Consider the following 19,089-nt stretch of genomic DNA (forward strand, 5'->3'; position numbering starts at 1 on the left):
AGGTGCGCGATGCGCGGTGGGCGCCGCGGGGCGCCGGGCGAGCCGGCGGCGTGGGCGCCGCCCGCAGGAGGGTGCGGGGGTCCGCCGTCGTCGCGCACGGACGACGGCGGAGCCCGGCCGGTGCCGCCGTGGGCGGCACCGGGGAGTGCGGTGCTCAGCAGAAGCCGGCGATGCCCATCCAGGCGGACTCGTTCTCCGCGGCCCCCTTGCGCTGGATCGTGGCCTCGATGAGCCCGTAGGGGCGGTCGGCCGCCCAGTGGGTCTCCTTGTCGTTCTCGAGGCCGCAGAAGCCGAGGTCGTAGACGAAGTGGTGCTTGTTCGGGCACGAGAACTTGATCTCGTCGATCTCCGGGTGGGCCTCGATGACGGCCTTGCCCATCAGGTAGAGGGTCTCCTGCAGGGCCTTGGAGTAGTGGTCGGTGAACTTGGCCAGGATGATCTTCTTGACGTTCTCGTAGACGGCGTCGTAGTCCACGTCGGTGGTGTTGTAGCGCCACCGGGTCGCCACGTCCGTGGACATGATCCGGTCCTCGGTCTCGGGCAGGACCGTGTACTTGTCCTTCGGGTAGCCCGTGAAGCCGGACTGCGTGGACTTCAGGACGGTGAGGTCCTTGAACCCGGAGATCACCGTCCGCTCCTCGCCGTCGGCGACGACCACCGCGGTGCGCACCTCGTCCTTGTGCTGCACGAAGCAGTGGTCGTGGTCGTTGATGCGGTTCCACGCGTACTCCTGGGCCGCCCAGCGACCACCGGTGATCCAATCGAACTCGCCGGTGAAGTGGTCGGCGAGCTTGAGCAGGAACTGCTCGGGGGACTCGATCCCGTACTGCTGGGCGAAGGCGAACACGGTCTGCTTCTGCGTGTCCGTGGGCACGCAGTGGGCGTTGTCGCCGAGGGTGTGCACCTCCTCCAGGTCGCCGCGCAGCTGCGAGGTGACCACGAGGTCGCGGATCTCGTGGCGGTCGGTGTCGCGGTTGATGCGCACCACGTGGTTCTCGGCCTTGCCGTACTGGTTCTTGCCCAGGACGACGGTGTCCGTGGTCTTCTCGGTGATGACGTCGGTCATGACGTTTCTCCTTGCACTCGAGGTTTCTGCTGATCGGGGCGGTCGAAGACGGGCTGACCCGTCGACTCCTGGGTCAACTGCCCCGGTAGGTGGAAAAGGCGAACGGGCTCAGCAGGAGCGGCACGTGGTAGTGCCTCTCCGTGGCCTGCACCGTGAAGTTCACCGTCACGAAGGGATAGAACGTCGGCTGGTCCCTGCCGGCGAAGTACTGTCCCGTGGCGAAGGTGATCCGGTAGTCGCCGGATTCCAGGGTCTCTGGGCCCAGTTCGGGCACGCGTCCGTCGGCGTTGGTCTCGGCGGTCGCGATGGAGGTGCCGTCGGCGGACTCGAGGGTCACGGCGATCCCCTGGGCGGGGGTGCCGGTGACGGAGTCGAGGACGTGGGCGGTGACATAGCTCATGGGGTGACGAGTCCTTCGAGTCGGAGGAGGGCGATCTGGCGCAGCTGGTCGGCGACCACGGCCCGTTCCGTCCCGGGGTCGTTGTCCATGCGGGCGGAGAGCTGCTCGAGGATCTCCTCGGGGGTGCGCCCCGCGGCGCGGATGAGGAAGACCTGGCCGAACCGCTCCTCGTAGGCGAGGTTGCCCTCGCGCAGGCGCTGCTGGACGTCGGTGTCCGTGGGGTCGACCGCGGACTGCTCCGCTCGCGACAGCCCGGCCTCCGCGTGGTCGCCCTCGGCCCGCTCGCCGATGCGAGGGTGGTGGGACAGGGCTCTTTCGATCTCCTCGGCGCTGAACGGTTTCGCGGCCGTCCGGGCCGTGCTGAGCAGGGCATCATGGTGGGCATAGGGCCGGGCGTCGACCACGGCCTCCACCCAGCGCGGGATGTCGAGCGCCGGCCGGACGACCTCGGCCGCCTGGGTCCTGCTGAGGGAGTTGAACGCGGTGAGCTTCATGGAGTGTGCCTGTCACCTCTCTGTATTCCGTAATGTGGAAGAAAACTTTCACTATGTATAGTGAACTGGCTCACAAGCCGAAAGTCAATGGTTTCATCCTCGTGTTACTGATTTTTTGCAGAGAGGTGCCGCGCCTGAAACGTCAGTTTCACTGCGGGGCAGGAGGATTGCGGCCATGCCGAGGGAACATGGAAGGAATGTCATGGATGGAGCAGGTGATCGGCACGGCGGTCCGGGGGCGGAGGAGAAGGTGCTCGTGGTGACGGGCGCCGGTTCGGGGATCGGCCGCGCGGTGGCGCGCGCCTTCCTGGCGGCCGGGTGGGTGGTGGTGCTGGCCGGCCGGCGGCGTGCAGCCCTGGAGGAGACCGCCGAGGGCGCAGCTGGTGCCCGGATAGTCCCGGTGGATGTTGCCGACGCCGAGAGCGTGGCCTCGGCCTTCCGGGAGATCGAGGGGCTGACCGGGCGGATCGACGTGCTGTTCAACAACGCGGGCACCTTCGGGCCCCGCGGCGGGGCGGACGAGATCGATCCCGACGAGTGGCAGCGCACCCTGCAGGTCAACCTGACCGGGACGTTCCTGTGCTCGGCACAGGCCGTCCGGATCATGAAGCGGCAGCAGCCCCGGGGTGGGCGGATCATCAACAACGGCTCGATCTCCGCGCACGCGCCCCGGCCCCTGTCCGCGGCCTACACCGCGAGCAAGCACGCCGTCACCGGCCTCACCCGGTCCCTGGACCTGGACGGGCGCCCCTACGGCATCACCTGCGGGCAGATCGACATCGGCAACGCGGCTACGGAGCTGCTGGCGGGCCTGGGCACGGACGGTGGCGCCCTGCAGGCCGACGGCACGCTGCGACCGGAGCCGAGCTTCCCCGTCGAGGAGGTGGGGCGGGCGGTGCTGATGATGGCCGAGCTGCCCGCCTCCGCCACGGTGAACTCGCTCGTGCTGACCGCCTCGGGGATGCCGTTCGCCGGCCGCGGCTGACGGATCGGCGCCGCACTCCGCGCCGGGGGCCGCTGTGACGCTGCCTCCGAGGGGCATCCGTTCTCGCGACCCCTCTTGACGAGCGTCCGAGGAGGGACTAATTTCATATTGTGGAAACTTAATTCCATAGTATGAATCCTGGAGGAACCCGTGAACCACACCGCGCCGTCGCCCGTACCAGCGATCTTCTTCGACTACACCGCCATCGACTGCGACCCGGACCTCAGCCGCCCGCTGCACCGCCACCGGCGGACCGCACCGCTGTGGGCGCTCGCGGTGTCCTCGGCCTGCGTGGGCGCGATGGTGGGCCGCGTGGCCGCTCGACGCCTCCCGTAACCACGTCCTCCAGGAGCCGGAGCAGACCAGCGCGCCGGCTCGCTTCACCGACCCACCCCTTGAGGAGAACCCATGACCCAGCAGATCCGGACCGGCCGGCAGGCCCCCGACCTCGCGCTGACCGACCACGAAGGGCAGCAGGTTCGGCTCTCCGAGCTGCGCGACCACAAGGTGATCGTCTACTTCTATCCCAAGGCCTTCACGCCAGGCTGCACCTCCGAGGCGTGCGACTTCCGGGACAACCTCGCCTCGCTCCAGCACCTGGGCTACACCGTGCTCGGGGTCTCCGGCGACGACCCCGAGACCCTGTCCCGATTCGCCGAGGAGTACCACCTTCCCTACCGGCTGCTCTCCGACCCCGACGGGCAGGCCGCCCGGGCATGGGGCGCCTGGGGGGAGAAGACGGTCAACGGGGAGACCCGGACCGGCCCGCTCCGCTCGACCTTCGTCATCGAGCAGGACGGCACCGTGAGCTCCGCGGAGTACAACGTCCAGGCCGAGGGCCACGTCAAGAGTCTGCGGGACCGGCTGGGCGCCTGAGCCGCACCCGCCCGGAAGGAGCTTTGCGACGACGAGCGCGCCGAGCTGGGTACTGCGCCGGGGAATCGACGTCATCGCCCTGTCCTTCGCCCGCGACGCCTCCGACGACGCCCCGGGCGTGGGTGGGGTCCGGGGGTGGGCCCCGGCGGATCGGAGCTCAGGCCCGGAAGGTCAGCTCGGTGCAGAGGTCGTCGCCGAGCACGAAGCGGCGCACCGGGGCGCGCAGGGCCCCGGACAGGTGGTCCGCGCCGCGGAACCGGATGCCCGGCACGCCGTCCCCGATCAGCAGGGGTGCGGTGGTGAGGTAGAGCCGGTCCAGCGTCCCGGCCGCGAGGAACCTCGAGACGGTGCGTCCGCCGCCCTCGACCAGCACCCGGTGCAGGCCTCGCCCGGCCAGGGCCTCGAGCACGGCCCGGGGCGCCAGCCCGTGCTCGTCCACGGGCACGGGCAGCACCGCGACGTGCGGGCCCGGGGGCGCGGGCACGTCCGCGTGCTCCCCGACGACCCACACGGTGGGCGCGGCGCCGTCCGTGAGCACCGCCGCGGTCAGCGGGGCCCGCGCCGAGGGGTCCAGGACCACCCGGGTGGGGTGGGGGCCGGGCACGGCGCGGACGGTCAGCCGGCAGTCGTCGGCGACGACCGTGCCGACCCCCACGACCACGGCGTCCACGAGCGCGCGCAGCCGGTGCAGGTGCTCCCGGTCCTGGGGGCCGGTCACGAACTCGGCGTGCCCGGTGCGGGAGGCGATGAACCCGTCCAGGCTCTGTCCCAGCTGGGCGAGCACGAGGGGCCCGCGGTGCGCCACGAGCGGCCCGTAGCGCTCGACGAGCTCCGCCCCCGGGGGCGGCACGGGACGGACCCGGCCGGCCAGCAGGGCCTCCCAGGCGGCATCGGAGGCGGTGTCGCCGCCCGCGGGCGGAGCGGGGGCGGCGTCGTCCGCGGGCGGTGGAGAACCGCCGGGGGCACGGGGCGCGGTGCTGTCGGTCACGGCGTCAGCTCCGGGCGAAGAACCGGTCCCGTGCCGTCTCCTCGGCGATGGCCCGCAGACGGTCGTACTGGTCGGCGGCGTCGGCCTCGAGCTTCGTCAGCTCCCCGGCGTCCAGGCGCGGCTCGGCGGGGGCGAGCTGCAGGAGGGTGACCCACATGCTGCGCTTGGCGACCACGAGGGACTGCAGCATCTCGAGCTCCCCGTGGGCGGCGATGCCGGCCCGCTCCCGGATCCGGCTCAGCGGATTGAGCCGGGAGGCGACGCCGGTGACGGTCCCGAGCCCCTTGGCCAGCCCGCGCCGGCCGGAGCCCAGCCGGTCGAGCATCGCCTCGAGGTGGCCGATGTCGTTCTTGATCTCGCTGACGAACGCGGCGAACCGCGCCTCGTACGGAGTGCCGGCCCACGTGGTGGCCGCCTCGTCGAAGAGGCGCACCCCGGAGAGGGCGCCCATGTAGTGCCCGAGCATGTAGGCCTCGAGCTCGTCGGAGCGGACCTCCGCGCCCGCGGCGCCGTCCGGACCGGTGTGCGGCTGCTCGCTCATCTGCTTCTCCTCGCTCGTGGGAAGTTCTGCGGGAAGGCCTGTAGGAAGGCCCGGGGGAACGTCGCCGGGGTCGCCCGCCAGGGCCTGCCGGTGACGTCCCGCGGATCTCCTCGGTCTCCCAGCCTACTGACTCCGCCCCGGCTGCAGGGGACGTGCGGCAGGAGACGTGCGGCAGGAGACGGTGCAGCGGGAACGGTGCGGGGGCGAGAACCATAAGGGGTGTGACTATCATGGGCGCATGACTGAGAACGCGAGCGGATCCCCCGGCCCCGACGAGCAGGAGACCCTGGGGGCCACCAGCCCCGAACCGGGCAGCGGGATCGACCGTGACCCGGACGAGTGGGCCACGGGCGAGGAGCCCATGACCGGCGCGCAGCGCAGCTATCTCGACACCCTGGCCCGCGAGGCCGGTGAGGAGCTGCCGGCGGACCTCACGAAGGCCGAGGCGTCCAAGCACATCGACCGGCTGCAGGGCGAGAGCGGCCGGGTCCAGGACCAGTAGGTCCGGCACCGGCGGAGGGGGAGCACCGTGAAGATCGTCGTCCTGGGAGCCACGGGCAACGTGGGCACCGCGGTGCTCCGCCGGCTGCACGCCGCGCCGGAGGTCACGCAGATCGTCGGGGTCTCCCGCGAAGGGCCCGAGCGGGACGGAGAGCCCTACGACGGCGTGGAGTGGCACACCGTCGACGTCGCCGCGAAGGAGTCCACCGCGGCGCTGGCGGAGATCCTGAGCGGCGCGGACGCCGTGATCCACCTCGTGTGGCTCATCCGCCCGAACCGGGACCTCGCCCTGATGCACGAGACGAACGTGGACGGCCTCGTCCACGTGCTCGACGCCGTGGTGCTCGCCGGCGTGCCCCAGGTCGTCTACCCCTCCTCGCTCGGGGCCTACAGCCCCGGCCCCAAGGACCGGGCCGTGGACGAGTCCTGGCCCGTGGGCGGGGTCGAGACCTCGCACTACAACGTGCAGAAGGCGGAGACGGAGGCGGTGCTCAACCGGTTCGAGGAGGCCCACCCCGGGATCGTGGTGACCAGGCTGCGGCCCGGCTTCCTGTTCCAGGCCGGCGCAGCCCCCGAGATCGCGGACTACTTCTTCGGCGCCCTCGTGCCCAGAGGACTGCTCGCCCGGCTGCGCCTGCCCGTGCTGCCGTTCCCCGAGAGGTTCCGCTTCCAGACGCTGCACACCGACGACGTCGCGGACGCGTTCTGGCGGGTCATCCAGCACCGGGCCGGCGGGGCGTTCAACGTCGCGGCCGAGCCGGTGCTCGGCGCCGACGGCGTGGCGCAGGTGCTCGGCGCCAAGCGCATCCTGCCGGTGCCGCCGGCCCTGGTCCGGGCCCTCGTGGCGATCACCTACCGGCTGCGGCTGCAGCCCACCGACCCCGGCTGGATCGACCTCGCCGACGCCGTGCCGATCATGGACACCACACGGATCCGCGAGGTCACGGGCTGGTCGGAGACCGTCAGCTCGCTCGAGGCGCTCCGCCAGATCGTGGACCACCTCGACGGCCGGGAGGGCCTCGGCAACCGGGAGCACCGGCCCCGGTCGCCGCTGGTGTAGCCACCCCGGACCTTCCGGCGGGCCGCGTCACGGCGTACGGTGCCGTCATGACCGAGCAGCAGCCGTACTCGACGGTGCGTCACTACCCCGACTTCGAGCTGCGCCACTATCCGGAGCACGTGCTCGCGGAGGTCGAGGTCGGCGGGTCCTTCGAGCAGGCGGGCAACGCCGCCTTCAACGCTCTGTTCCGCTACATCAGCGGCGACAACCAGGGGCAGCAGGAGATCCCCATGACCGCTCCGGTGCTCCGGAGCGGCGCCGGGGCCGAGAAGATCGCGATGACCGCACCCGTGTGGCAACGGTCCCGGTCCGGGGCGGCACCGGACACCGCGGACGCGCACGTGGTCGCCTTCGTCCTCCCCTCCTCCGTCACCGCCGCGACGGCCCCCGTTCCGTCCGACCCCGCGGTGCGGATCCGGGTGGAGCCCCCGGCTCTCGCCGCCGTGCTGCGCTACCGCGGCCGGTGGACGCGGAGGTCCTACGCGAAGCACCGCGAACAGCTGGAGGAGGCGGTCCGGGCGGCGGGGCTCGTGCCGGTGGCGGCGGCCCGCTTCGCGCGGTTCGACCCGCCGTTCACCCCGGCGTTCCTGCGCCGCAACGAGGTGGTCCTGCCCGTCAGCGGTCCCGGCGCTGGAGCAGGGCCAGCACCGCGCTGACCAGGACCATGACGCAGGCCGCGCCGACCGCGGCGGCGAACGCGCCCCGGTGCCCGGCGGTCTCGGCCATGAGCCCGGCCAGCGCCGCGCCCACGGCGGAGCCGAGGACCACACCGCTCGCGAGCATCGTCATGACCGTGCCCAGCCGCTCCGGCCGGGCGACGTCCCCGCCGATGGTGTAGATCGTGACCATGGCGGGCCCCAGGGGCAGACCGGCGAGCAGCAGGACCACGAGCATCGGCCCGATCCCGCTCGGCAGGAGGAACAGCAGGCTCAGGGCGGCCATGGCGCCGGAGCTGACCACCCAGCGGGACGCGGGCCGGAATCGCTGCGGCCACCACGCCACGGACAGGGCCGCGGCCGCCGAGCTGATGCCGAGCACGGCGTAGAGCAGCCCGGTCGCGCTCTGGATGCCGAACTCGCCGCCGAAGGCGTTGAGGCCGTTCTGCACGGCGCCGAAGAACGCGCCCATGGCCACCATGCCCAGCACGGGGAGCAGGACGAGGAGCCGCTCGCGGCCGGTGACGGGGCGGTCCGCCGCCAGCCGCCGGTCCTCGCGCGAGACGGCCGGGACCGCCAGGCGCGTGGGGTGCACGGCGAAGGTCGTGACCATCGTGAGGGTCAGGACGGCCGCGAGGACGAAGGGGGACCACGGGGCGACCAGGGAGGCCAGGAGACCCACCAGGGCCGGGCCGAGCACGAAGGTCAGCTCGTCGGCGGTGGACTCGTAGGACAGTGCGGTGTCCAGCTCGCGCCGGTTCCCGCGGACCAGCCCCCGCCACCGCACCCGGGCCAGCGGGCCCACCTGGGGGCACGTGGCGCCCACGAGGAGGGACGCGCCGACGAGCAGCGGCACGGCCGGTGCGACCGGTCCTGCGGGGGCGTAGGCGGTGACCAGCAGCAGAACGATGGCCACGGCGTGGGCGAGGGCGGAGACCAGCAGCACGATCCGCTGGCCCAGCCGGTCGGCGAGGTGGCCCATCAGGGGCCCGCCCAGTGCCGAGCCGACCCCGACGCCGCCGGCGGCCAGGCCTCCGACGACGTAGGAGCCGCTGACGGCGGTGGCGAGGGTGAGCGCCCCGACGGTGAGCATGGCCAGGGGCAGGCGGGCCACGAAGGCGATCGGCAGGAAGTCGCGTCCGGCGAGCTGCACGAGCCGGGCGTACCGGCCGCCGGATGGGGGCGCCGTCCGGCGGCCGGTGTCGTGCGCGGCGGCCGAGCGGTGCTCCGCGGCAGGGGCCGGAGCAGCGGGGAGCCGGGCAGCGCGGTCAGCGGTGACGGAGGTGGTGGGAGGGTTCACAGGGGTCCTCGGAGGATGTGCGCACCGTCCCCCCTCCCGGTGCGCCCGACCCGGACAACAGGGCCCAGTCTACCGCTCGCCCGCCCCGCTGCCCGGGGTGGAGGAACGGCCGCCGTAGGTGATCTCCGCCGCACCCACGGCCGAGGAGACGTACAGGCAGGGGCGGTCCGCGGGGGCGGCGGCGCAGACCGTGGCCGCCGTCAGGGCCTCCGGCTCGCGCTCGTCCGCGCCGGCGACCACGGGCGTCCACCAGTCGGCGTCCTGCACCGCGGCCTCGATGGCCCCGGCCCGGGTCGTGACGGACACCCGCCGCGGGGCCTCGCCGAGGAGCCGCAGCTCGGTGGCGCCGACCTCGGTGTGCGCGTCCAGCTCCTCGCGGACCCTGACCCCGTCGAGGTCCACGGCGCCGACCTCCGAGGCGGCCCACAGGGTGCGGGCGCTGCCGCTCACCTCGATCACGCCGGCCTCGGTGTCGAGCCGGACGTCGCCGAAGTCGCCCTCGACGCTCAGGGCGCCGGCGTCCCCGGAGAGCCGCAGGTCCACCGGCTCGTCCTCGGCCGGGACGGTGATCCGCACGTGCATCCCGCTGCCGGCGCCCGGCCAGGGCGCGGAGGGGAGGGCGTCGATGCTCAGCCGACCGTCCTCCACCCGGGGCTCGGGGGCGCTCTCGAGCCGGAAGCCGGCGTACACGGACTCCACCTGCAAATCCGGGACGTCGGCCGTCACGACCTCGATGACGGCCGACCGTCCGTCGACCACGACCGTGTCCACGGACTCGGTCACCGTGGTGTCCACCCGGTGCTCCTGGACGGACAGGGACGCGGCCGCGGCCGCGCCGCCGGCGCCCAGCAGGAGGAGGGCGCCGATGCCGCCGAGCACGGCGGTGGGGACGAGCCAGGCGGTGCGCTCGTTCTCGCTGACGGCGTCCTGGGAGGAGTCGTTGGAGGAGTCGTGGGCGGCGGGGTGCTCGGGGTGGGTGCTCATGGCCGGAACTCCTGGTTCGACTGGTGGGCTGGGGAGGGGTGGCCGGGCCCGGGGTCCGGGTAGCCGAGGTAGCGCAGGACCGCGCGGACGCGGCGGTTGCCGCCGTCCTCGTGGGCGAGGCCCAGCTTGGTGAACACGGAACGGATGTGCTTCTCCACCGAGGACTCGGTGAGGAACAGGTTCGCGGCGATCGAGGCGTTCGAGAGCCCCTGGGCCATGAGACCGAGCACCTCGTGCTCCCGCGGGGAGAGGAGGTCCAGGTCCTGCCGGTGCCGGGAGCGCACGAGCAGCTGGGAGACGACCTCCGGGTCCAGGACGGTGCCGCCCGCGCCCACGGTCTCCACGGACTCGAGGAACTGGTCGACGTCCGCGACCCGGTCCTTGAGCAGGTACCCCAGCCCGTCCCGGCGGGACGCGATGAGCTCCGAGGCGTAGCGCTCCTCGACGTACTGCGAGAGCACGAGCACCGCGATCCGGGGGTGCTGGGAGCGCACCAGGACGGCGGCGCGGATGCCCTCGTCCGTGAACGTCGGCGGCAGCCGTACGTCCACGAGGGCGAAGTCCGGCTCGTGCTGCTCGACGGCCTTCAGCAGGTCCTCCGCGGTGTCGACGTCGGCGACCACGTCGTGGCCTGCCTCGGTGAGCAGGCGGACGAGGCCGGCGCGCAGGAGGACGGCGTCCTCCGCGATGACGATGCGCATCAGGATCCCGCCCCCCGGGCGACCGGCAGCTCGACGGTCAGCTCGGTCGGCCCGCCGGCGGGCGAGTCGAGGAAGAAGTGCCCGCCCGCGGAGCGGATCCGGTCGGCGATCCCGGACAGGCCGCCGCCGGGGACCAGCACGGCGCCGCCGCGGCCGTCGTCGGCGATCCGGGCGACCACGCGGGTGCCTCCCGCGGGCTCGGCCTCGAGACCGACCCGCACCGACGCGGCGCCGGCCCGGGCGTGCTTGACGATGTTGGCGATGCCCTCCGAGACCGCGAAGTACACGGCGGCCTCCGTCTCCGGCGCCAGCCGCGGCACCCGCACGTCCACGGCGACCGGGACGGGGGACTGAGCGGCCACGGCGGAGAGGGCGGCGTCGAGGCCCCGGTCCTCCAGGACCGCCGGGTGGAAGCCCCGGGCCAGGCGGCGCAGCTCGGCGATCGCGGCCTTCGTGGTGGCGTGCGCCTCCCCGATGAGGTCCTTGGCCCCGGCGGGGTCGTGGTCGATCCGCCGCTGGGCCATCGACAGGTTCATGGCCACGGACACGAGCTGCGGCTGCACGCCGTCGTGCAGGTCCCGCTCGATCCGGGACCGCTCGGTGCGGGCGCCGCGGACGGCGGTCTCGCGGGCGGCCGCGGCCTCGGCGGCCCGGCGGCGCAGCTCCGCCGCCTCGTCCACCCGCAGCAGCAGCCGGGACAGGCCCCGGTGCGCGGCCGCGGCGAGGACCACGACGAGCAGCCCGAGGAGGGCCAGGGTGATCCCGGCCAGGACCACGGCCCAGTCCGGCCACGTCCCGACCACGTCGGAGGGCCACAGCGGGTTGTTCTGCGCCGCGTACAGCGGAGCGAAGGCCAGGGCCACGGCGGCGCCGGTGCCGGCCAGGGCGGCCACGGCGACCCAGCCCAGGACGGTGGTGAGGAGCAGGTGCAGCAGGCCCGTCCAGAACGCGGCGTCGGAGACGTCCAGCCACCACTGGTGGACGATCCGCCAGCCGTCGGTGCGGGGCGAGCGGCGCCGGCGCGGGGCGGGCAGGTGCAGCCCGAACGCCGCCTGCGTGCGGCGGCGCTCGACCCACTCGATCCCGCGGACCGCGTAGATCGCCGCCACGAGCAGGACCACGCCCACCAGGGCGGCGAGCGAGGCGAAGCCGGCGGAGACCAGGGACACGAGGGCGGTCAGCCACAGCGTGCCGAGCGCGGCGTCCACCACGAGGTCGGTGGTGCCGAAGAAGAGGGTCCTGGGGGACCACGGTCCCCACTCCCGGAACCCGGGGGCGGGACCGGCGGCACGGGAACCGCCTGCGGGGAGGTAGGCGTCGTCGGGGGTCCCGGCGCCGGTGCCGGGATCGTGCGGGGGCTCGTGGCCGGGGCCGCTCCACGGTGCGGGGGGCAGGGGCCGGGTGTCGTGCGGTGTGCTCATGCCCTTCACGCTACGGTCGCGCGGGCCGTCCGCACTGCGACGTTCTCCACCTGTTACTCCTGCGGTTTTCCGCAGCCCGGCCCGGTGCTTTCGGCGGGGACGAGGCTCAGCGGCCGTCCAGCGGGCCCACGCCCGTGGCCGCGGGCGTGCCGACGGCGATCGCCGGCGGGCGCGACGGCGGGTGCGGCCGCGGATCAGCGGGACGCTGCCCCCACGCGCTCCGGGCCCGGGCGGTCAGGCCGCGGTGACTCGCGCGGAACGGCGCAGACGGTGGTCCCGGATCGACACCAGCCGCCGCAGCCCGGTGCCGTCCTCGAGGACCCAGGCGATCCCCAGCTGCGGAACCACCTCGCTGACCGTGCCGGTGAAGCGCGGCTGCCGGTGCTCCCAGGCCTCGATCCGGTCACCCGGCCGCACCCGGGCCAGGCCCAGGATCCATCGGTTGCTCGTGGTCATGGGGAGCCCCTTCCGTGCCGTGCGACCAGTACGTCCATCCTCCTCCGGGCATGTGGCCGCGGCGTTTCCGGGGGATTGAGTTCCCATGTCCTCTCATCGACGCGGGCCCGTGCCCGGGAGCGCGGACCGGGGAGGCTCAGTACTTCCGCAGCGCCACGCGCGGCTGGCCCGTCCACCGCTCGCGCAGCAGCGCCGAGACGTCGAGGAGCAGGTCCGTGAGCTCCGCGGAGCCGGGACCCAGGGCACGGACCACGAGCCCGGGCACCGGCAGCTCCGAGACCCCGCACCGCAGTCCCGGCACCTGGGACTCCGCCGCGGCGAGCAGGTCGTGGACCTGCTCCACCAGCTCCCGGTCCGCCCGGGGGTCCACGACCAGCAGGGAGCCGAGGTGCGTGCGGCCCTCCAGGAAGCCGAGCCCGGCCACGGCGTCCTCCCCGGGGCGCAGGCGGAGGTTGTCGAGGACCACCGTGCGCCCGCCCATCAGCACCTCGGTGCGCAGCACCACGCCGCGGTAGCGGAAGACGGTCCCGTCCGGGGCCCACCCGGGGGTGACCACCTCGCCCGCCACGAGGCAGGCCGTGGGGTCCATCGACACGGTCGTGGACTGCACGTAGTCGGCGTCCTCGTAGGCGATCAGCTGGTCCGGCAGGTACTCGAGGACCGCGCCGGGCCCGAGCTCGAACCGCACGTGCTGCCGGGCCGGAGCGGTCGGGGTGCGGTAGACCTTGGTCGCGGACTGGGTGGTGACCAGGACGGTGCCGCCGGGCTCGACCGTGACGTCCAGCTCGTAGCGGTCCCCGCCGAGGTACCCGCCGCCCGGATTGACGACGACGAAGCACGGCTGCCCCGACCCGTCCAGGTGGTGCGGGCGCAGCACGCGCAGGGCACCGGCGTGGAACTGGTGGACGGCCACGGTCCGCTCCCCGCGGGGTGCCAGGACCAGCTCGAGCCGCCCGGTCGGGGCGGTGACCGGCCGCGCGGCCGGTCCGGCGGGGGCCACGGCGGGGGGAGCGGCCACGGGAGCGGCAGCGGTCACGGGACCATGTCCAGCATCAGCACGTCGTGCCGGATCCACGCGAGGATCCGCTCGAGGCCCTCGTCGGTCCGGAGGTTGGTGAAGCAGAACGGCCGGTCCTTGCGGAACACGGCGGAGTCCGCGGCCATGACGTCGAGGTCGGCGCCGACGTGCGGGGCGAGGTCGATCTTGTTGATGACGAACAGGTCGGACTTGATCATGCCCTGCCCGGCCTTGCGCGGGATCTTCTCGCCCTGGGCCACGTCGATGACGTAGATCGAGAAGTCGACCAGCTCCGGGCTGAACGTGGCGGAGAGGTTGTCCCCGCCGGACTCGACGAACACGATCTGCAGGTCCGGGTGCTCGGCGCACAGCTTCTCGATCGCGGCCTCGTTCATCGAGGTGTCCTCGCGGATGGCGGTGTGCGGGCAGCCACCGGTCTCGATGCCCACGATCCGCTCCAGCGGCAGCACGCCGTTGCGGGCCAGGATCCTGGCGTCCTCGATCGTGTAGATGTCGTTGGTGATCGCGGCCATCGAGACCTCGTGGATCAGCGCCCGGGTGACCCGCTCCACGAGCTGGGTCTTGCCGGCGCCCACGGGCCCGCCCACGCCGATGCGCACGGGGCCGCGGCCGGTCGGCGTGGAGGGGACGGGGGAGGCGGTGGTCATGGGGAGCTCCTGGGTCGGTGCGGTGGGTCTGGTGGGTCTGGTCGGTCTGGGCGGTCGGTCCGGCGGGCGGGTCAGGACATGAACATGCGGGCCCGCTGCCAGGCGTGGCGCATCTGGGCGATCTCCAGGCCGGGGCTGGTCGCCCCGGCCTCGTCGTCGGTCATCCGCCCGATCCGCTCGACGCCGCGGGAGACGTCCTCGTGCAGGGCGCGCAGCACGCGCTGACCCGCGTTCTGGCCGATGGGGATGCCGCGCACGGCGTTCTGGGTCAGGGAGGTCACGGTCGAGAAGAGGTAGGCGGCGGCGAGCTGCTCCCAGGCCACGCCGAGACCGGCGCCCACGAGCGCGAAGGCCACGGCGGGGTTGCCGCGGCTCGTCCCGGCGCGCTGGCGCTGCGCGTAGGCCAGCAGCCGGGGCGAGGGGAAGTTCTCGGCGCCGATGCCGGTCATCCGCCGGCCCATCGCGGTCGCGGCGTCCCGCACCTGGACGGGCAGCGCCTGGGCGGCCAGCAGGTCGTCGGCGCGCCACACGGCGTCGTCGTCGGCCGCCGTGGCGACCGCGCGCACCGCCCAGCCCTCCGCGGGCACCACCTGGTGGTGCAGACAGTGCCGGGCCCACGCCAGGAAGCTCGCCTCGTCGCGGACCGTGCCGTCGTCCACGTAGGTCTCGAGCCCCAGGGAGTGGGCGAACGCGCCGGTGGGCAGCGCGGAGTCGGCCAGCTGCAGCACGGCCAGCATCCCGGCGAGCGTCCCGGCGGCGCCCGCGGGGGAGTGCTCAGTGGGTGTGCTCGGCATGGCGGAAGGGGACCTCCATCTGCCGCTCGACGCGCGCGAAGCGCACCCCGGCGTCCCGCAGGAAGGCCTCGGCGGTGTGGTCGTACTGGAGCACCATGACCCCGTCGTGACCGGGCAGCTCCGCGACCTCGGCCGCGGGGCCGAGGAACTGGGCGGGCAGGTGCCGGTTGCCCAGGGAGTGTGCCACGAAGCCCATCTGCTCGATCGTGGCGGGCGCGACGACCAGGACGTCGGTGGGCAGGGTCGAGACGACCACGACGTCGTGGCCCTCCCGGTGCAGGATGTCGCCGTCCTTGAGCTCCCGCCGCGCGGCCAGGCGGATGCCCACCTCGGTCCCGTGGTCGGTCACGACCCGCTGGACGCGCTTGCGCAGCTCGGGCCCGGAGAGCGCGACCCGCTCCAGGTGCAGGCCGGCGCGCTCCTGCTCGGTGAGCTCGGCCAGGTTGCCGAGGACGGATTCGACGATCACGGGGCGGGTCCTCTCGGGGTGCTTCAGGGGCTCTCGGGGTCCTGCGGGACCGGTGGCACGGTCAGAACAGGAAGTAGCGCTGGGCCATGGCCAGCTCCTCGGCGGGCTCGCACGTGGCGATCTCGCCGTCCACGCGGACCTCGTAGGTCTGCGGGTCCACCTCGATCCGCGGCGTCGCGTCGTTGTGCCGCATGTCCTTCTTGGTCAGCCCGCGGATCCCGCCCACGGGCAACACCCGCTTGCGCAGGCCCAGGCGCTCCCCGACGCCCGCCTCGACGGCGGCGCGGGACATGAAGGTGATGGAGTTGGCGTGCGGGGCGGTGCCCTTCGCGCCGAACGCGTCCCGCATCAGCTGCGGCTGCGGGGTGGGGATCGAGGCGTTGGGGTCGCCCATGAGCGAGTGCACGATCTGCCCGCCCTTGAGCACGGCGTGGGGCTTGACCCCGAAGAACACGGGGTCCCACAGCACGAGGTCCGCGAACTTGCCGGGCTCGACCGAGCCCACCACGTCCGAGATCCCGTGCGCGAGCGCCGGGTTGATCGTGTACTTGGCCACGTAGCGCTTCAGCCGGGCGTTGTCCCCGCGGCCCGTCTCCTCGGGCAGGGGGCCGGTGCGCCGCTTCATCTGGTCGGCCAGCTGCCAGGTGCGCAGCACCACCTCGCCCACGCGGCCCATGGCCTGGGAGTCGGAGGAGGTCATGGAGAACACGCCCAGGTCGTGCAGGACGTCCTCGGCGGCGATCGTCTCGGGCCGGATCCGGGAGTCCGCGAACGCCACGTCCTCCGGGATGTCCGGGTTGAGGTGGTGGCAGACCATGAGCATGTCCAGGTGCTCCTCCGCCGTGTTCCGGGTGAAGGGCAGGGTGGGGTTCGTCGAGGAGGGCAGCACGTGGGGCAGGGCCGCGATGCGGATGATGTCCGGGGCGTGGCCGCCGCCGGCGCCCTCGGTGTGGAACGTGTGGATGACCCGTCCGGCGATCGCGGCCACCGTGTCCTCGAGGAACCCGCACTCGTTGAGGGTGTCGGTGTGGATGGCCACCTGCACGTCGAACTCGTCGGCCACGGTCAGGGCCGTGTCGATGGCGGCCGTGGTGGCGCCCCAGTCCTCGTGGATCTTGAGCCCCACGGCGCCGGCGCGGATCTGCTCCGCGAGGGGTTCGCGGGCGGAGGCGTGGCCCTTGCCGAGCAGCCCGAAGTTCATCGGACAGCCGTCGAGGGCGCGGAACATCCGGGCGAGGTGCCACGCGCCGGGGGTGATCGTGGTGGCGTTGGAGCCCTCGGCGGGACCGGTGCCGCCGCCGAACATCGTGGTGATCCCGGAGGACAGGGCCGTGCCGATCTGGTCGGCGCCGATGAAGTGGATGTGGGCGTCGATCCCGCCCGCGGTGAGGATCCGGCCCTCCCCGGCGATCACCTCGGTGGAGGCGCCGATGAGGATGTCGACGCCGTCCATGACGTCCGGGTTGCCGGCCTTGCCGATCCCGCTGATGTGCCCGTCCCGGATGCCGACGTCCGCCTTGTAGATCCCGGAGGCGTCGAGGACCACGGCGTTGGTGACCACGGTGTCCACCACGCCCTCGTCCCGGGTCAGCCGTCCGTTGTGGCCCATGCCGTCCCGGATCACCTTGCCCCCGCCGAAGACCACCTCGTCCCCGGGGACCGTGCGGTCGTGCTCCACCTCGAGGAACAGCTCGGTGTCCGCCAGGCGCACCAGGTCACCGGTGGTGGGACCGTAGAGGCTCGTGTACTGGGCGCGGGACATCTCGTGGCTCATGCCTGCACCTTCCCCGTGACGTCGGTGCCGGGGGGCGTCGGTGCCGGGGGCGTCGGTGCCACCGGCGCGGGTGCCGGAGGGGGCGTCGAGGGGGCCGTCGACCAGGCGGCGCAGGCCGTGGACCTCGCGGCGCCCCGCCAGGGCCACGAGCCGGACCCGCTTGCGGTCGCCGGGCTCGAAGCGCACCGCCGTGCCGGCGGGGACGTCCAGCCGGAAGCCCCGGGCCGCCGCCCGGTCGAACTCGAGCCCGGGGTTGGCCTCGGCGAAGTGGAAGTGCGAGCCCACCTGCACGGGGCGGTCGCCGCGGTTGAACACGTCCACCTCCGTGGTGGGCCGGCCGGCGTTGATCACGACGGGCTCGGGCCGCAGGACGTACTCTCCGGGGATCACGGGTGCTCCTTCGGTTCCGGGGGGAGGGGCGGGTCAGCGGATGGGGTCGTGGACGGTGACGAGCTTGGTGCCGTCCGGGAACGTCGCCTCGACCTGGACGGAGCGGACCATCTCCGGCACGCCCGCCATGACGTCCTCGCGGGCCAGGATCGTGGAGCCCCAGGACATGAGGTCGGCCACGGTCCGGCCGTCCCGGGCGCCCTCCAGCAGCTCGGCGGTGATCAGGGCGACGGCCTCGGGGCGGTTGAGCCGCAGCCCCCGGTCGCGGCGGCGGCGCGCGAGGTCGCCGGCCACGACGATCAGCAGCTTCTCCTGTTCACGGGGTGTCAGGTGCACGGCTCTCCTCGGGGCTGCGGGTGCTCAGGGACTGTCGTCACCGTAGGGGCCCCGTGTTTCGGCGAGGTGCACCGGGTGTTTCGGGCGGGTGCCGGGCGCGGGGGCCGGGGACCGTGATGCCGTCCTGCTTCCCCCGGGGTGCGGCCCGCCGTCTCACGTCCGGGAGGACGGGTCCCCCGGTCGCCGGAGGACCACGGCGGGCAGCTCCGTCTCCAGCCGCTCGACGTCGCCGGGGCGGCACAGCTCGGTTCCCCGGCGCAGCACGGTCGCGGTCCCGGCGGCGACGGCGGAGCGGAAAGCGTCCGCCACGGGCCGGCCCTGCGCGAGCCGCAGGACGAACGCGCCGAGGAAGCTGTCACCGGCCCCGACGGTGCTGCTCACCTTCACCGAGGGCACCGCCAGGCGCCGGACGCCCTCCGCGGAGGCGAGCACGGCCCCCTCCGCGCCGAGCGTCAGGGCGACGAGTTCCGCCGACCCGTCCGCGACCAGCGCCGAGGCCGCGTCGACCTGCTCCTGCTCGGTCTCGAGCTCGGCGCCGACGTGGGCGCCCAGCTCCCGCCGGCTCGGCTTGACGAGGAACACGCCCTGGGCGAGGGCCGCGGCGAGCGCCGGACCGGACGCGTCGACGATGCAGCGCGCCCCCCGGGAGCGTGCCAGCCGGGCCACCCGCGCGTAGAAGTCCTCCGGGACCCCGGGGGCCAGGCTCCCGCTGGCCACCACGTACCCACCCGGCGGCAGCGACTCGTCGACGGCGTCCAGGCAGGCCTGCCACTCGTCCTCCCCGAGCTCGGGGCCCTGGAGCACGAAGCGGAACTGCCGGCCGGTCGCCCGCTCGTCGACGGTGAAGTCCTCGCGGGTGCTCCCCCGGACGGGGACCACCCGGGTGGGCACCCCTTCGGCGTCGATCAGCCGGCGGTAGGCCTCGCCGACGGGGCCGCCGGCGGTGTGGACGGCGAGCACCCGGCCTCCGAGGCGGTGCACCACCCTGGCCACGTTCACGCCTCCGCCGCCCGGATCGGTGCGGCTCGGGCCGCACCGCAGCTTGTGACCGCTGAGGACCCGTTCGGTCCAGGTGCTCAGGTCCAGGGCGGGGTTCACGGTGAGCGTGAGGACGGGCGTCGTTCGCGGAGGCTGGGACCCTTCCATGAGCCCAGGGTAGGCGCCCGACCGGTCCCTGCCGGGATACGAACGGGACAGGGACGGGATCGTGA

23 protein-coding genes are annotated in these 19,089 nt (G+C 73.6%); 6 read left to right on the forward strand and 17 right to left on the reverse strand.

From position 1 onward, the window contains the following. Window positions 1-154: 154 nt before the first annotated feature. The 3 genes from pucL to uraD all read right to left on the reverse strand — a co-directional run bounded on the left by pucL (window position 155) and on the right by uraD (window position 1,960). The gene (gene pucL, locus Q0817_RS07450; RefSeq protein ID WP_133411003.1) at window positions 155-1,066 is read right to left on the reverse strand and encodes a factor-independent urate hydroxylase; all 912 of its coding nucleotides are present in this window, start codon (window positions 1,064-1,066) and stop codon (window positions 155-157) included. Window positions 1,067-1,139: 73 nt separating this feature from the next. Then, complete coding sequence (gene uraH, locus Q0817_RS07455; protein ID WP_298585526.1) at window positions 1,140-1,466, reverse strand: hydroxyisourate hydrolase; 327 nt, start codon at window positions 1,464-1,466, stop codon at window positions 1,140-1,142. Continuing rightward, complete coding sequence (uraD, locus tag Q0817_RS07460; RefSeq protein ID WP_298585527.1) at window positions 1,463-1,960, reverse strand: 2-oxo-4-hydroxy-4-carboxy-5-ureidoimidazoline decarboxylase; 498 nt, start codon at window positions 1,958-1,960, stop codon at window positions 1,463-1,465. The genes uraH and uraD overlap by 4 nt, the downstream gene beginning before the upstream one ends. A 202-nt stretch (window positions 1,961-2,162) precedes the next feature. Between uraD and Q0817_RS07465 the strand changes: the two genes are divergently transcribed. The 3 genes from Q0817_RS07465 (at window position 2,163) to bcp (ending at window position 3,821) form a co-directional block, all read left to right on the forward strand. After that, entirely contained in the window at window positions 2,163-2,945 is a 783-nt protein-coding gene (locus Q0817_RS07465; protein ID WP_298585528.1) for an SDR family oxidoreductase, read from the forward strand. Between the two features lie 150 nt (window positions 2,946-3,095). Then, the gene (locus Q0817_RS07470; protein WP_298585529.1) at window positions 3,096-3,281 is read left to right on the forward strand and encodes a hypothetical protein; all 186 of its coding nucleotides are present in this window, start codon (window positions 3,096-3,098) and stop codon (window positions 3,279-3,281) included. Between the two features lie 72 nt (window positions 3,282-3,353). After that, window positions 3,354-3,821 carry a thioredoxin-dependent thiol peroxidase gene (gene bcp / locus Q0817_RS07475; RefSeq protein ID WP_298585530.1) on the forward strand — a complete coding sequence of 156 codons (468 nt, stop codon included), beginning with the start codon at window positions 3,354-3,356 and terminating at the stop codon, window positions 3,819-3,821. A gap of 157 nt (window positions 3,822-3,978) precedes the next feature. Here bcp and Q0817_RS07480 read toward each other — a convergent pair whose 3' ends face one another. Together Q0817_RS07480 and Q0817_RS07485 are read right to left on the reverse strand one after the other, a co-directional pair. Continuing rightward, the gene (locus Q0817_RS07480) at window positions 3,979-4,809 is read right to left on the reverse strand and encodes a RibD family protein (RefSeq protein WP_298585531.1); all 831 of its coding nucleotides are present in this window, start codon (window positions 4,807-4,809) and stop codon (window positions 3,979-3,981) included. 4 nt (window positions 4,810-4,813) lie between these two features. After that, window positions 4,814-5,350 (reverse strand): hypothetical protein, encoded by a 537-nt coding sequence (locus Q0817_RS07485; protein ID WP_298585532.1) that lies wholly within the window; start codon window positions 5,348-5,350, stop codon window positions 4,814-4,816. A 238-nt stretch (window positions 5,351-5,588) separates the two neighbouring features. Between Q0817_RS07485 and Q0817_RS07490 the strand changes: the two genes are divergently transcribed. From Q0817_RS07490 to Q0817_RS07500, 3 genes are read left to right on the forward strand one after another with little or no spacing between them, the layout of a single operon-like run. After that, complete coding sequence (locus Q0817_RS07490; protein WP_298585533.1) at window positions 5,589-5,852, forward strand: DUF3072 domain-containing protein; 264 nt, start codon at window positions 5,589-5,591, stop codon at window positions 5,850-5,852. A 27-nt stretch (window positions 5,853-5,879) separates the two neighbouring features. Further along, window positions 5,880-6,911, forward strand: a complete 1,032-nt coding sequence (locus tag Q0817_RS07495; RefSeq protein ID WP_298585534.1) for an NAD-dependent epimerase/dehydratase family protein — start codon at window positions 5,880-5,882, stop codon at window positions 6,909-6,911. 47 nt (window positions 6,912-6,958) lie between these two features. Beyond that, window positions 6,959-7,567 carry a heme-binding protein gene (locus Q0817_RS07500; protein ID WP_298585535.1) on the forward strand — a complete coding sequence of 203 codons (609 nt, stop codon included), beginning with the start codon at window positions 6,959-6,961 and terminating at the stop codon, window positions 7,565-7,567. Here Q0817_RS07500 and Q0817_RS07505 read toward each other — a convergent pair. The 12 genes from Q0817_RS07505 to Q0817_RS07560 form a co-directional block, all read right to left on the reverse strand. Then, on the reverse strand, window positions 7,527-8,867 hold the full coding sequence (locus Q0817_RS07505; RefSeq protein WP_298585536.1) for an MFS transporter: 1,341 nt from the start codon (window positions 8,865-8,867) through the stop codon (window positions 7,527-7,529). The two genes, Q0817_RS07500 and Q0817_RS07505, sit on opposite strands and share 41 nt — an antisense overlap. Before the next feature lie 69 nt (window positions 8,868-8,936). After that, window positions 8,937-9,851: a hypothetical protein gene (locus Q0817_RS07510; protein WP_298585537.1), complete on the reverse strand. Its 915-nt coding sequence runs from the start codon at window positions 9,849-9,851 to the stop codon at window positions 8,937-8,939. Continuing rightward, window positions 9,848-10,552 (reverse strand): response regulator transcription factor, encoded by a 705-nt coding sequence (locus Q0817_RS07515; RefSeq protein WP_298585538.1) that lies wholly within the window; start codon window positions 10,550-10,552, stop codon window positions 9,848-9,850. Before Q0817_RS07515 ends, Q0817_RS07510 begins: the two co-directional genes overlap by 4 nt. Continuing rightward, window positions 10,552-11,973: a histidine kinase gene (locus tag Q0817_RS07520; RefSeq protein ID WP_298585539.1), complete on the reverse strand. Its 1,422-nt coding sequence runs from the start codon at window positions 11,971-11,973 to the stop codon at window positions 10,552-10,554. The genes Q0817_RS07515 and Q0817_RS07520 overlap by 1 nt, the downstream gene beginning before the upstream one ends. Window positions 11,974-12,207: 234 nt before the next feature. Beyond that, window positions 12,208-12,429 carry a hypothetical protein gene (locus Q0817_RS07525; protein ID WP_298585540.1) on the reverse strand — a complete coding sequence of 74 codons (222 nt, stop codon included), beginning with the start codon at window positions 12,427-12,429 and terminating at the stop codon, window positions 12,208-12,210. 136 nt (window positions 12,430-12,565) lie between these two features. Next, window positions 12,566-13,465 carry an urease accessory protein UreD gene (locus tag Q0817_RS07530; RefSeq protein ID WP_298585541.1) on the reverse strand — a complete coding sequence of 300 codons (900 nt, stop codon included), beginning with the start codon at window positions 13,463-13,465 and terminating at the stop codon, window positions 12,566-12,568. After that, complete coding sequence (gene ureG, locus Q0817_RS07535; RefSeq protein ID WP_298585542.1) at window positions 13,462-14,115, reverse strand: urease accessory protein UreG; 654 nt, start codon at window positions 14,113-14,115, stop codon at window positions 13,462-13,464. Before ureG ends, Q0817_RS07530 begins: the two co-directional genes overlap by 4 nt. Before the next feature lie 71 nt (window positions 14,116-14,186). After that, entirely contained in the window at window positions 14,187-14,909 is a 723-nt protein-coding gene (locus tag Q0817_RS07540; protein WP_298585543.1) for an urease accessory protein UreF, read from the reverse strand. Then, window positions 14,890-15,378 carry an urease accessory protein UreE gene (gene ureE / locus Q0817_RS07545; protein ID WP_298585544.1) on the reverse strand — a complete coding sequence of 163 codons (489 nt, stop codon included), beginning with the start codon at window positions 15,376-15,378 and terminating at the stop codon, window positions 14,890-14,892. The genes Q0817_RS07540 and ureE overlap by 20 nt, the downstream gene beginning before the upstream one ends. A gap of 61 nt (window positions 15,379-15,439) precedes the next feature. Continuing rightward, a complete protein-coding gene (gene ureC, locus Q0817_RS07550) occupies window positions 15,440-17,542 on the reverse strand; it encodes an urease subunit alpha (protein WP_298585545.1) in 2,103 nt (700 codons plus the stop codon). A gap of 33 nt (window positions 17,543-17,575) precedes the next feature. After that, window positions 17,576-17,878: an urease subunit gamma gene (locus tag Q0817_RS07555; protein WP_298585546.1), complete on the reverse strand. Its 303-nt coding sequence runs from the start codon at window positions 17,876-17,878 to the stop codon at window positions 17,576-17,578. 153 nt (window positions 17,879-18,031) lie between these two features. Next, window positions 18,032-19,024: a 1-phosphofructokinase family hexose kinase gene (locus Q0817_RS07560; protein WP_298585547.1), complete on the reverse strand. Its 993-nt coding sequence runs from the start codon at window positions 19,022-19,024 to the stop codon at window positions 18,032-18,034. Window positions 19,025-19,089 lie beyond the last annotated feature (65 nt).

The organism is uncultured Kocuria sp. (assembly GCF_947500125.1).
GTDB lineage: Bacteria > Actinomycetota > Actinomycetes > Actinomycetales > Micrococcaceae > Kocuria.

Coding starts and splice junctions, on each gene's coding strand:
- ureG (WP_298585542.1), bottom strand. CDS start 14,115: ATGACCACCGCCTCCCCCGTCCCCTCCACGCCGACCGGCCGCGGCCCC.
- Q0817_RS07560 (WP_298585547.1), bottom strand. CDS start 19,024: ATGGAAGGGTCCCAGCCTCCGCGAACGACGCCCGTCCTCACGCTCACC.
- Q0817_RS07510 (WP_298585537.1), bottom strand. CDS start 9,851: ATGAGCACCCACCCCGAGCACCCCGCCGCCCACGACTCCTCCAACGAC.
- Q0817_RS07515 (WP_298585538.1), bottom strand. CDS start 10,552: ATGCGCATCGTCATCGCGGAGGACGCCGTCCTCCTGCGCGCCGGCCTC.
- Q0817_RS07490 (WP_298585533.1), top strand. CDS start 5,589: ATGACTGAGAACGCGAGCGGATCCCCCGGCCCCGACGAGCAGGAGACC.
- Q0817_RS07465 (WP_298585528.1), top strand. CDS start 2,163: ATGGATGGAGCAGGTGATCGGCACGGCGGTCCGGGGGCGGAGGAGAAG.
- uraD (WP_298585527.1), bottom strand. CDS start 1,960: ATGAAGCTCACCGCGTTCAACTCCCTCAGCAGGACCCAGGCGGCCGAG.
- Q0817_RS07500 (WP_298585535.1), top strand. CDS start 6,959: ATGACCGAGCAGCAGCCGTACTCGACGGTGCGTCACTACCCCGACTTC.
- Q0817_RS07520 (WP_298585539.1), bottom strand. CDS start 11,973: ATGAGCACACCGCACGACACCCGGCCCCTGCCCCCCGCACCGTGGAGC.
- pucL (WP_133411003.1), bottom strand. CDS start 1,066: ATGACCGACGTCATCACCGAGAAGACCACGGACACCGTCGTCCTGGGC.
- Q0817_RS07540 (WP_298585543.1), bottom strand. CDS start 14,909: ATGCCGAGCACACCCACTGAGCACTCCCCCGCGGGCGCCGCCGGGACG.
- bcp (WP_298585530.1), top strand. CDS start 3,354: ATGACCCAGCAGATCCGGACCGGCCGGCAGGCCCCCGACCTCGCGCTG.
- uraH (WP_298585526.1), bottom strand. CDS start 1,466: ATGAGCTATGTCACCGCCCACGTCCTCGACTCCGTCACCGGCACCCCC.
- Q0817_RS07485 (WP_298585532.1), bottom strand. CDS start 5,350: ATGAGCGAGCAGCCGCACACCGGTCCGGACGGCGCCGCGGGCGCGGAG.
- Q0817_RS07525 (WP_298585540.1), bottom strand. CDS start 12,429: ATGACCACGAGCAACCGATGGATCCTGGGCCTGGCCCGGGTGCGGCCG.